This window comes from Flavobacterium sp. (assembly GCF_044368625.1).
Classification (GTDB): domain Bacteria; phylum Bacteroidota; class Bacteroidia; order Flavobacteriales; family Flavobacteriaceae; genus Flavobacterium.
This window is the reverse complement of record NZ_JBIPPD010000093.1, coordinates 1-11,920: the sequence shown is the minus strand read 5'-3', so window position 1 is coordinate 11,920 and position 11,920 is coordinate 1. Positions and strand designations below refer to the sequence as shown.

The 11,920-nt window shown below is 35.6% G+C and carries 11 protein-coding genes; 6 read left to right on the top strand and 5 right to left on the bottom strand.

Annotated elements, in window-relative coordinates:
* From ACIQ2X_RS08655 to ACIQ2X_RS08645, 3 genes are all read right to left on the bottom strand, one after another.
* Positions 1–377 (bottom strand): hypothetical protein (locus ACIQ2X_RS08655; RefSeq protein ID WP_396178528.1); only part of this gene is annotated, 377 nt, incomplete at its 3' end.
* A 125-nt stretch (positions 378–502) separates the two neighbouring features.
* Entirely contained in the window at positions 503–2,953 is a 2,451-nt protein-coding gene (locus tag ACIQ2X_RS08650) for a YfhO family protein (RefSeq protein WP_396178527.1), read from the bottom strand.
* A 76-nt stretch (positions 2,954–3,029) separates the two neighbouring features.
* Positions 3,030–3,320 (bottom strand): DUF4834 family protein, encoded by a 291-nt coding sequence (locus tag ACIQ2X_RS08645; RefSeq protein ID WP_396178526.1) that lies wholly within the window; start codon positions 3,318–3,320, stop codon positions 3,030–3,032.
* 119 nt (positions 3,321–3,439) lie between these two features.
* Between ACIQ2X_RS08645 and ACIQ2X_RS08640 the strand changes: the two genes are divergently transcribed.
* Together ACIQ2X_RS08640 and ACIQ2X_RS08635 are read left to right on the top strand one after the other, a co-directional pair.
* Positions 3,440–4,405 (top strand): transporter, encoded by a 966-nt coding sequence (locus ACIQ2X_RS08640; RefSeq protein WP_396178525.1) that lies wholly within the window; start codon positions 3,440–3,442, stop codon positions 4,403–4,405.
* Positions 4,405–5,523: a GTP cyclohydrolase gene (locus ACIQ2X_RS08635; RefSeq protein ID WP_396178524.1), complete on the top strand. Its 1,119-nt coding sequence runs from the start codon at positions 4,405–4,407 to the stop codon at positions 5,521–5,523. The genes ACIQ2X_RS08640 and ACIQ2X_RS08635 overlap by 1 nt, the downstream gene beginning before the upstream one ends.
* Positions 5,524–5,586: 63 nt before the next feature.
* Here ACIQ2X_RS08635 and ACIQ2X_RS08630 read toward each other — a convergent pair whose 3' ends face one another.
* Together ACIQ2X_RS08630 and ACIQ2X_RS08625 are read right to left on the bottom strand one after the other, a co-directional pair.
* Positions 5,587–6,060, bottom strand: coding sequence for a hypothetical protein (locus ACIQ2X_RS08630; RefSeq protein ID WP_396178523.1), 474 nt, complete (start codon positions 6,058–6,060; stop codon positions 5,587–5,589).
* A 187-nt stretch (positions 6,061–6,247) separates the two neighbouring features.
* Positions 6,248–7,783: a YifB family Mg chelatase-like AAA ATPase gene (locus ACIQ2X_RS08625; RefSeq protein ID WP_396178522.1), complete on the bottom strand. Its 1,536-nt coding sequence runs from the start codon at positions 7,781–7,783 to the stop codon at positions 6,248–6,250.
* A 132-nt stretch (positions 7,784–7,915) separates the two neighbouring features.
* Between ACIQ2X_RS08625 and ACIQ2X_RS08620 the strand changes: the two genes are divergently transcribed.
* The 4 genes from ACIQ2X_RS08620 to ACIQ2X_RS08605 form a co-directional block, all read left to right on the top strand.
* Positions 7,916–9,118: an NAD(P)/FAD-dependent oxidoreductase gene (locus tag ACIQ2X_RS08620; RefSeq protein ID WP_396178521.1), complete on the top strand. Its 1,203-nt coding sequence runs from the start codon at positions 7,916–7,918 to the stop codon at positions 9,116–9,118.
* A 21-nt stretch (positions 9,119–9,139) separates the two neighbouring features.
* Positions 9,140–9,517 (top strand): PH domain-containing protein, encoded by a 378-nt coding sequence (locus ACIQ2X_RS08615; RefSeq protein WP_396178520.1) that lies wholly within the window; start codon positions 9,140–9,142, stop codon positions 9,515–9,517.
* A gap of 99 nt (positions 9,518–9,616) precedes the next feature.
* Positions 9,617–10,717, top strand: a complete 1,101-nt coding sequence (locus tag ACIQ2X_RS08610) for a T9SS type A sorting domain-containing protein (RefSeq protein ID WP_396178519.1) — start codon at positions 9,617–9,619, stop codon at positions 10,715–10,717.
* Between the two features lie 96 nt (positions 10,718–10,813).
* Positions 10,814–11,920 (top strand): chorismate-binding protein (locus tag ACIQ2X_RS08605; protein ID WP_396178518.1); only part of this gene is annotated, 1,107 nt, incomplete at its 3' end.

The following is an 11,920-nucleotide window of genomic DNA, read 5'->3' as shown; positions in this document are numbered from 1 at the left end:
ATAATTAAACTTTGATAATCAATGAAATTAGCTGCAATTACTTCCATCTGTACTACAGCTGCAGGATGAAGTAAATTTTTAAAAGCAACATCTTTGCATCTTTTAATTAAAGTCATTACATCAAGCTGTAAGTCAAAATTATGAGTGAAATCAGTCCAATCGGGAACAAATTGCTTCGTGTCAAAAACGCCACTTCCGATTCCTATAAATGCATTTCTAGGTTTTTTGCGATCAGCTATTGAATCTTCTACTAAAACATCTACATCTATTGTGTTATGAATATATCCGCACCTTTGTACTACAAAACCACTAGTAGTAAAGTACTTTACGTTATTGTCTTGAAAAGATTTCCAAATGGTAAGAACTTCATCAATCATTTTTTTGCGGGATAAATTCGTGGTGCTTTGGGGTTACCGTGATTTAATTTAACAGAAATTATGTCTCAAAAAAAAGGAGTAACAAAGATAGACTATTTTAAAACCTCCTTAGACGCATAAATCGTTTATTTACTATACTTCTCCCCGAGTTTCTTTCTCTCAAAATAAATTCCTCCGCCAATTAAAAGTAACATTCCCAACCCACTCATTAATACAATCGTACTTCCAGTTTGTACAACTTGGGGTTCGAATTTGAATTCTATGGTATGTTTTCCGGCAGGAATTTCTAAACCACGAAGCGTATAATTGGTTCTGAAAACAGGCACTTCTTTGTTGTCAATTGTCGCAATCCAACCTTTTGGGTAATAAATTTCTGAAAATACAGCCAAACCTTTATTTGTGTTTTCCGACACGTATTTGATGTAATTTGGTTTGTATTCAATCAGCTTAATTTGGGCTAAACTATCCTTTTTATAGTTGGACTGGAGCGCCAACGGAAATTCGGAGGTATTGATGATTACTTCATTTTTACTGTCAAATTTGTCTAAAGCTTTCATTTCTTCATCGGCAGAATTAACCAACTTCACGCTTTTTACAAACCACGCATTTCCGTTGGCTTTATCATTTAATGCAGGAAATTCTTGATTTTTATCATCGACTTGAATCACGTATTTTGTGTTCAACATGTTCAGTACTTCCATGTTTCCGTTATCAATTTGGTAATTGAAAATTTGATCTATTCTACGAGGCCGAACCGCACTGTAACCCGAAAGCGACTTGTGAAAATAGGACGTTCGGGCTTGTAACCTGCCGTTAACTTCGTACACTCGAAAGTGAGTGGTATCCTCCAAAATTTTCAAATCACTTTCTGTGGGCTGGAACGGTTCACGGACTTCTCTAGCGGAAACAAATCCCGAAGCATCAACATAATTTCGGTCGATAAATAGTAAATCTCCGACCATAAAAACGCCGACTAAAACTACTGTCGTCAGATGCGATAAACTATCTTTCGTATAAAAATATAAAATGGCCAAAACGGCTGCAATTAAAATTCCAGAACGAACCACATCCGCGGTGTACATTGACATCCGATCGGATTTTAAAGCATCCATAAATTCACTTGAAAAAGTGGGATCGTCAATTTGTGCAAACATTTCTTGCAATCGTGCATCAATCGGTCCCGAAAAGTCAAATAAAAATTTAGATACAAATAACAGTACAATTATTCCTAAACTTACAAAGGCTGTTTTCTTTAACCCTTCAATTTGAACCGATTTCTCTGATTTAAAGAAACTTTGAAGTCCCATAATTGCCAAGATCGGCATACACAATTCAACAATGACTTGTATCGACGAAACGGCTCTAAATTTGTCGTAAAACGGAACGATATCTATAAAAATATTGGTTAAAAAAGCAAAATTTTTGCCCCAAGAAAGCATCAATGTAAAAATGGCACCGATTAAAAAAGCGTGTTTAATTTTGCGTTTGTCAATAAACATTGCCAAGACAAAAAGCATAAAAACAACAGCACCAATGTAAGCAGGAGCTGCTACAATGGGTTGGTCGCCCCAATATGTGGCTCCGTAATTTTCGGTAAAACCTAAAGCTTCAGACGAATCAGCACCTTTTTTGGAGATAAATTCATATACATGGGACGTTTTTCCTAACTTCTCCGAATTTCCTCCACCAAACAAACGTGGTGCAATCAAATTCAAACTTTCGGCAAGACCATAACTGTATTCAGTAATATAATCGTAATCCATCGAAGACGTAGTTTCATTTTTACTTCCGTCGGGATTGAATGAAAGCTCACTTTTACCACGCATACTAAAATCGGCATATTCAGCAGTTGCCAATAAATTGGTCGCGTTAGAACCAACAGCGAAAATCGCAGCTATTACAAAAATTCCTAAAGCAGTTAAAAGGGGTTTGAATTCCTTGTTCTTAATCATTTGGTAACTGTAAAAAACAGCCACAATGAGTAATAAAATCAACAAATAATACGTCATTTGGAAATGATTGGCATTAATTTCCAAGGCAGCTGCAATCATCGTTAAAATTCCTCCGGCTACATATTTCCTTTGAAAAACAAGCAAAACACCTGCTAAAACCAAAGGCATATAGGCAATGGCATGTGCTTTAGCATTGTGTCCCACACCCAAAATTATAATCATATAGGTAGAAAATCCAAATGCCAAAGCTCCAAAAAAGGCTTTCAAGGGATCCACTTTCAGTACTAAAAGCAAGCCGTAAAAACACAGAAAGTATAAAAATAAATAATCCGCAGGTCGAGGTAAAAATCGCAACAAGTCGTCCAAAGCTCCAATGTAATCATTCGGATATTGGGCTCCCATTTGATAGGTCGGCATTCCTCCAAAAGCAGCATTTGTCCAGTAAGGCTCTGTATTCTCGGCAGCTCGAAAGTCGTTTTGCTCTTTGGCCATTCCGGTGTATTGCACAATATCCGACTGCGATAAGGCTTTGCCTTGCAATACCGGATAAAAATAAAAAAGTGAAATGATTACAAATCCAAAAAAGGCTAAAAGATGGGGATAAAACTTATGTACAAATTTCATGGATACTGCTTAAAATTAAGATTGTGAATGCTTTTAGTGTCAAAAAAGCGATGAACTCTAAAAGTATCCTGCAAACTTACTCAATTTCTTCATAATCCACATACTCTCCGACTTTTTTGGTAGATTTAGGATTGGTAAATTTTGCGGTATCCGAAACTATTTCGTCTTTACTGGATCGATTTTGTTGCGTTGTATAGTCGTTGTTGTACTGCGATTGGTATTGTTGTTTAAACGATTGTTCGGCTTTTGAAACCACTTTTCGAACTACAATTGGGAACAATAAACGTGCGAGAAATTTTACAATATAATATCCAACGATAAAATATAAAATTACTTTAAGTAAACCCGTAAAAGAAGCTGTCTCCATTTCTAAAAATAAAATTTTTCAAATTTAGCCATTTTGAATTTTAAAAATAAATTATCGTTCTTAAATTAATAATAAATTATAGTACTTTTGGGATTACTCATTTTAGAAAAACTTTTTACATGAACCTACACTTTAAACTCACGTTCTTGGCGACACTTTTTGCTGCTTTTGCGGCAAATGCTCAATATACAGATGTAATTAATTCTAATCGTCCAGGCGAATCGCAATCCGCATTTTCAGTAGGTCAAACTGTTTTTCAAGCCGAATCGGGTGTGTTTTTTAACAAAGAAGAAAATGCAGTTACTACGGCAAAAGCCAATAATTTTGGCGTCGATTTGGCACTTCGTTACGGTGCTTTTTTCGAACAGTTGGAATTTAATATCGAAATGAAATACTTGTGGGATCAACGAACTTCGGGGCTACCCATGCAAAACCAACGGGATTTTAAGGAACTGATTGTGGGTGCAAAATATTTGATTTACGACCCGTTCAAAAATTATGAGGAAAAAATCAATATTCTCAGTTGGAAAGCCAATCATAAGTTCAAATGGAGACAATTTATTCCCGCAGTAGCTGTTTATGCTGGAGCGAATTTAAATTTTAGTAGCGTTTATTTTCCCGAAAATGAATCGGTAATTTCGCCTAAATTAATGGTCATTACACAAAATCAATTTAGTGGTGGTTATGTATTGGTAATGAATATTATTGCTGACCGAATAACTTCGGAATCAGCTAATTATGGATATGTAGTGACTTTTACCAAAGGATTTAACGAAAAATGGTCCGGGTTTTTAGAAACACAAGGATTTATGAGTGATTTAAACTCGGATTATATTTTAAGAACAGGAGCAGCTTACTTGCTGAAAGAAAATATTCAAATTGATGCTTCTATCGGTGGAAATTTCAAAGACGATCCTTCCTTTTTTGGCGGTGCAATTGGTATTTCTTGGCGATTTGACAAAAACTACAAACCAATCTTGATTAGAAGCGGAAAAGAAGACGGCAAAGACAAGGATAAAAAGGATAAAAAAGACAAGAAAAAAAGAAAAGACGAAGTAGAAACCATAGAAGTTGAAAAACCATAATGATTACAATTAAAGAAGCCAAGACGAAAGCCGAAATTACTGCATTTGTAAAATTTCCGTTTGAATTATATAAAAACGAACCCAACTGGGTGCCGCCATTGATTAATGACGAAGTAAACTCATTTGATAAAAAGCAAAATCCGCTGTTCGAAACAGCCGATGCCCATTTTTACTTGGCTTACGAAAATGACAAAATAGTGGGTCGCATTGCAGCAATTATCAATTGGGATGAGGTAAACAACCAAGGAAAAAAGAAAGTCCGTTTTGGTTGGTGGGATGTTGTGGATAACGTTGCCGTCACTAAAGCCTTGCTCGAAAAAGTATACGAATTTGGCACTAAAAACAATTTAGAATACGTCGAAGGTCCGATGGGATTTTCGAATCTTGATAAAGTCGGTGTTTTAACGGATGGTTTTGACCAAATGGGAAATATGATAACGTGGTACAACTTTCCCTATTACATCAACCATCTAGAACAGATAGGATATACACCTGAAAAAGAATACGTTGAAAGTATTTTTCCGTTTGCCAACGTAAATCCCGTTTTTTTTGAGAAAGCACAAGATTTAATTAAAAAAAGATACAAACTACGGCAAGCTGATTTTACCAAAATAAGCGAGGTCATGCCGTATGTGGACGAAATGTTTGATTTATTTAATGATTCTTACGCCAGTTTAGAATCATTTGTGGCGATTACGGAAAAGCAAAAAGCGTTTTTTAAAAAGAAATACATCAGCTTGATTAACCCGGAATACATCAAATTTGTTTTTGACGAAAACAATAAACTGATTGCTTTCGGGATTGTGATGCCTGATTTTTCGGAAGCACTGCAAAAGTCGAAGGGAAAATTATTTCCGTTTGGGTTTTACCACATGTTGAAAGCAAAAAAGCAAAGCAAGACAGTTTTGTTTTATTTAATTGGAATTAATCCTGAATTCCAAAATAAGGGAGTAACCGCTATTATTTTCAAACAATATTACGATACGTTTACTCAAAAAGGGATTATCAATTGCATCCGAACGCCCGAACTTGTAGAAAATACAGCCATTCATGCGATTTGGAAACATTTTGACCCCAAAATAAATAAGCGTCGAAAAACGTTTACACGAAGATTGTAAATCGTAACTAATATGTTCTATTTATTTTAAAAAAGAAAAACCCAGCCTCTCAGCTGGGTTTTATCATTTTTCAGAGGAATAATAGGCTTCAGTTCTAATTAATTCAGGCTTCATTATTTCACCAAGTTGTTCGCGGCTTGCTTTAGCCATTAACGCATATAACGGACGATATTCTTCTATCCAAGCGACACCTGCGGCCGACATTTCTTCAAATAATAATTTAACTTGATCTATTGAAGTAAAATCAGTTTGATCAATATTTTCTTTTAACCATGGAATAAATAAATTAGGATTCCCAAAACTAGGAGGATTTAAACCCCTACAATTTTTTATTAATAAACTTGAAATGCTATCAAATTTTACCTTATTCGGAGAATCCAGCATTTCTAGATACATTAGTTTTACCTCCTCAAATTCTTTTTCTGGAAGTTCACGTTTATTAGATGGTGTTTGATTAGTATTTGGTTGAACTTGAGCTTGTACAAAACCAAATTGAACTATTAAAAAAAAGACATATACTATATTAATTTTTTTCATCTTATTGTTTATTTTCTAATTATTGAATAACTTAGGATAGAATATGTCTTAGCTGTTAATTTTAAACCCTAATAAAATTTTCCAACTTAATCTAGCCAAAGATAGATATTTACAAATAATCCAATTAATTATTATGTAACTATTTTTTCATAAAATTTAATAATGTATTAGCAATATGGTTTAAATCTTACCCCAACCAACCATCTCGATCCAAACTTCTGTACTGAATAGCTTCGGCAATATGTTGCGATTCAATTGTAGGTGAATTTCCTAAATCGGCGATCGTTCTCGAAACTTTCAAAATCCGGTCGTAAGCCCGAGCGGATAAATTCAGCCGTTCCATTGCGGTTTTCAACAATTGAAGGGAGGTTTCGTTTAAAGCACAAAACTCCCGAATTTGCTTGGTTCCCATTTGGGCATTGTAATTGATTTTTTCAAAAGGTTCAAAACGAACCGACTGCAACTCTCTTGCTTTAGTAACACGTTCCCGAATGGTGACGCTCGACTCTGCTTTTTGCGTATCCGAAAGTTTTTCGAAAGGTACCGGAGTTACCTCAATGTGAATATCAATTCGGTCTAAAAGTGGCCCGGAAATTTTACTCAAATACCGCTGCATTTCATACGGCGATGACGTTGTCGGAGCGCTTGGATCATTAAAAAATCCACTTGGACTTGGATTCATACTTGCCACCAACATAAACGACGACGGATAAGTTATGGTAAATTTTGCTCTCGAAATCGTTACTTCTCGGTCTTCTAAAGGTTGTCGCATCACTTCCAAAACATCCCGCTTGAATTCGGGTAGTTCGTCCAAAAATAAAACACCGTTGTGAGCCATCGAAATTTCGCCTGGTTGTGGATAACTCCCACCTCCAACGAGAGCCACATTGGAAATCGTGTGATGCGGACTCCGAAATGGCCGTTGGTTCATCAAACCCACTTCCTTCAATTTTCCCGCCACACTATGAATTTTGGTGGTTTCCAGCGCTTCTTTCAACGTCATAGGGGGTAAAATACTCGGTAATCTTTTGGCAAGCATCGTTTTTCCAGCACCCGGCGGTCCAATCAAGATAATGTTGTGACCTCCAGCAGCGGCAATTTCCATACATCGTTTAATAGACTCCTGCCCTTTTACGTCGCTGAAATCAAATTCTGGGAAATCCAATGTTTTATAAAACTCCTTTCTGGTATCGAAAATGGTGGGTTCAAGCGTTCGTTTTCCAGTAAAAAATTCAATGATTTCTTTGATATTTTCAATGCCGTACACCTCCAAATCAGAAACAATGGCCGCTTCTTTGGCATTTTGAATAGGCAGAAAAAATCCTTTGTAACCTTCTTCTTTCGCTTTAATAGCAATAGGTAACGCTCCTTTTATGGGTTGCAATCCGCCGTCCAAAGAAAGTTCACCCATAATGATATAACGATCAATTTCATCGGTTTTTATTTGACCGGAAGCTACTAAAATGCCCATTGCCAATGGCAAATCATAAGCCGAACCTTCTTTTCGTAAATCGGCTGGAGCCAAATTAATGATGATTTTTTTACCCGGAAGCTCGTAGCCGTTGTTTTTTAAAGCAGCTGCAATCCGGTAACTGCTTTCCTTAATCGCATTGTCGGGTAAACCCACAAGGTGATAACCTATTCCCTTATCGATATTAACTTCAATAGTTATTGTGGTCGCTTCCACTCCAAAAACAGCACTTCCGTACACTTTTACTAACATGGCGGATAAATTAAATTAATTTAAAATTAGTGATTTTTTTAATTCATCATATAGGTCGCACACTTATTTCTTAATTTTTAGATAAAATAAATTTAAAAAAGTTTTATTGATGTACTTTTAAAGTAAAAAACTATGGATTTAAAATCAGGTTTGCCTTTTTGGTTGATCAAGAATGGATTGTCTACAAATTACGAAAGATTAGAAAAAAATGCCGAAACCGATGTACTAATAATAGGTTCAGGAATTACAGGTGCCTTGGTTGCGCATTTTTTGTGTGAAAACAATATAAAATGCATTATTGTAGACAAACGAATGGAATCTACAGGAAGTACAACGGCAAGTACCGCCCAATTGCAGTATGAAATTGACGAATATCTTTTTGATTTAATTGAAAAAGTGGGCGAAAAAAATGCTGTAAAAGCTTATGAAATGTGTTTGGAATCGATCATAACTTTAGAAAAAATAGTTCAGAAACTTAAGATTGATGCTGATTTCAAACGTGTGCCATCGCTTTATTTGGCCTCGGATGCTAAAGGCAAAAAGGATTTGGAAAAAGAATTTGAGGTAAGAAAAAAACACGGTTTGCCTGTAAAATACTTGAGTGACAAAGAGCTGCTTTCAAAATACAACATCAAGCGAAAGGCTGCCTTGTACAACAACCAATCTGCTCAAGTAGATACTTATAAACTGTGTCAAGCGATCCTTAATTACCATCGAAAAAATTCAGGATTAAAAGTGTTCAGTCATACTGATGTTGTAAAAATTCAGTCGGAAAAAAATAGTATTACTGCTACAACAAATAAAGATTTTTCCATCAAAGCCAACAAAATAGCTGCCGCACCTGGTTTTGAATCTGAGCATTTGCTGGACGAAAAAGTGATGCAACTCTCATCTACTTATGTAATTGTCAGCCAGCCTATGAAGTCGGTAGATTTATGGAAAGAAAAATGCCTGATCTGGGAAACTGCCCGACCCTATCTTTACATTCGTACTACTGCAGACAATCGGATTATGGTGGGAGGTTTTGATGAGCCGTTTCAAGATCCAAAAAAACGAGATGCTTTGATGGAGAAAAAAAACAAAGACATTCTTAAGCGCTTTAAAAAACTTTTCCCGGAAAGCAAAATTGAAATTGATTTTTATTGGTGCGGGACTTTTGGTGGCACTAAAGACGGATTGCCCTTTATTGGCGAACATAAAAAACATCCAAATATGTATTTTGCTCTTGGTTATGGCGGAAACGGAATCACTTTTAGCGTCATCGCTGCCGAAATGATTAAAGACATGTATTTGGACAAGTATAAAGAGGATAATATATTTAAATTTGACAGATAAAATTAACTAAAAAAAGAAAAAATGGGATTATTTAATGCAATTTTAGGAAACGCTTCAGAAGCAAATCAGCAAGAAGTTGAAAAAGAATTTTTACCGCTACTGATCGACGGCGAACAAATCGAAGGCGCTTTTAAGGTTATTCGCGACATGTTTGTGTTTACCAACAAACGCCTCATTTTGGCAGAAAAACAACTAGTCGGAACAAAAGTAGATTATTTATCTATTCCGTATTCCAGCATCAAAAAGTTTTCAAAAGAGAGTGCCGGAATCATGGATTTAGATGCTGAATTAAAGATTTGGTTAACCAATGAGGACTTGCCCATTAAAAAACAGTTCGGAAAAGGAGGTGATAACATCAATCAAGTTTATAAAATACTGAGTACGCACATTTTAAAATAAAACCTTCTGAGTGTTAAACTTAACAAAATTTAACATCAACTTTGTTTTTTTGTTTGAAATTTTGTCTAATTTTGGTACAAACTTTAAAAACCCAATTTTATGAAAAGAATTTTACTTACGCTAGCTTTAACAGCTTCAACATTTGCTTTTTCGCAAACACTACAAAGCGAAAATTTTAATGGTTTAACCATTGGAAATATTGGTACGGATATTACGGGTGCTACTGCTGGTCAAGGTGGTTTTTTAACTGCTTCATCAAATGGTACAGCACCAACAACTTCTACAAATGCAGCTGCTAGTAATTTTCAAATTATTGCCGCCGGAAGAAATAGTACTAATGGATTGCAACTAGTAAGCCCTAATGGTGACAAAGGCTCGCGTATAATGGCAAAACCTGGACTAGATGTAGCTTGGACAGGAAGAACCGCTACAAATAATATTATCGAATTAGAATATGATTTTTTTACAGGACCAATTACAGATAGCAGAACACAAGTAGGAATGAGAATTCTAGGCTCTGAATTGGTAGGTACTACTCCAACGACAAGAACGGTGTCTGGTTTCGTTTATACCACTAATACTAGAGTACTTCAAGGAGTTGCTTACATTTTAAATGGCAGTACTTATGGAACGTTCTTGATTAACTTAGGTGCAACACCTGTAGTATTAGAGGCAAATACTTGGTACACAATTGGTTGTTCATACAATGTTACAACTGGGGAAGCTACTTGGCGAACAAATTCAACTACACCTCCTTCTGCTATGCCTGCTGCAAATTGGGTTCCTGGAATAACACCAATTCAAGTAAATATCCAGCAAGTAGTTGTGAGTGCTAATGCGACAGCAAATCCTCCTGTTCCTGCAAATACTGTGACGTCCACAATTGTATTTGACAATTACGTGGTAAGAGCCGTTGAAACGAGTAATTTGTTAAATACAAACGAGTTTGTGACAATTGCAGATAACGCTATTTCTGTGTATCCAAATCCTACTCGCGATGTACTAAATTTAAAAGTAGCTGGTTCTGAAACGATTACTGCAATTCAAGTTGTTGATTTAAACGGTCGTCAAATGATTTCAAAAACATTCAACAATGTATCTGATGCACAAATTGATGTAAACGATTTAACTGCTGGAATGTATTTAATCAATATTACCGCAGGAGAACAAACGGTTACTAAAAAGTTTTTGAAACAATAATTTCAAACAATTTTCGATTAAAACTCCTCAAATTATTGAGGAGTTTTTTTTTGTTCTTGTTTTGATGTAAATTTGAAATTTAAAATACAATTGTAATTGAGAACAAAATTTATCCAAACCATTGAAAATTCGCAGAACCTAAAAAAACAATTACTTCAATGGGGTCAACAGTTTCGAGAGATTATTTTTTTGGATTCTAACGCCAACTGTTCCAACTACTCCACGTACGACTGCGTTTTGGCCGTTGATGCTTTTACCTCCATTCAAACCGATCATTTAAATGCGTTTGAGGATCTTGATATTTACCAAAAAACAACGAAAGACTGGCTTTTTGGGTATCTTTCGTACGATTTAAAAAATGATACCGAAATATTGCATTCCCACAACAAGGATGGTGTAGAATTTCCTGATTTATTTTTTTTTCAACCCAAAAAACTCATATTTGTTCAAGAAAACCAAATTGAATTTCTGTATTTAAATTTATGTGCAGACGAAATAGAATCCGATTATCAAGAAATTATTCATCTGACATTTAAAGAAGAAATAGTTCAGGACGGCATACACATTGAACAACAAATTTCCAAAAATGATTATGTAGAAAAAGTAAACAAAATGCTCGAATACATTCAGAATGGAACGATTTACGAAGCCAATTTTTGTATGGAATTTTTTGCCGAAAATGCAAATATAAAACCGCAGGCGGTATTTGCCTCGCTAAACCAAATTTCGCAAGCGCCATTTTCGTGCTTTTTTAAAAACAACAAACATTTCGCCATTTCAGCTTCACCAGAAAGATATCTAAAAAAATTGGGCGAAAAATGTATTTCGCAACCCATCAAAGGTACTGCAAAACGTTTTGCCGACCAGAAAGAAGACGAACAAAGCAAAATCAATTTGGCAAACGATCCCAAAGAGCGTTCTGAAAATATCATGATCGTGGATTTGGTTCGGAATGATTTGTCAAAGACAGCTCAAAAAGCTTCTGTTGAAGTAGAAGAAATGTGCCAAATTTATTCGTTTTTGCAAGTCCACCAAATGATTTCTACGGTAACTTCCCACCTAAAACCTGAATGTTCAGCGGTTGATGTTATCAAAACTACATTCCCAATGGGAAGCATGACGGGTGCGCCAAAAATTTCGGCAATGAATGTAATAGAAGAATTGGAAGAAACCAAAAGAGGTTTGTACAGCGGAGCCATTGGT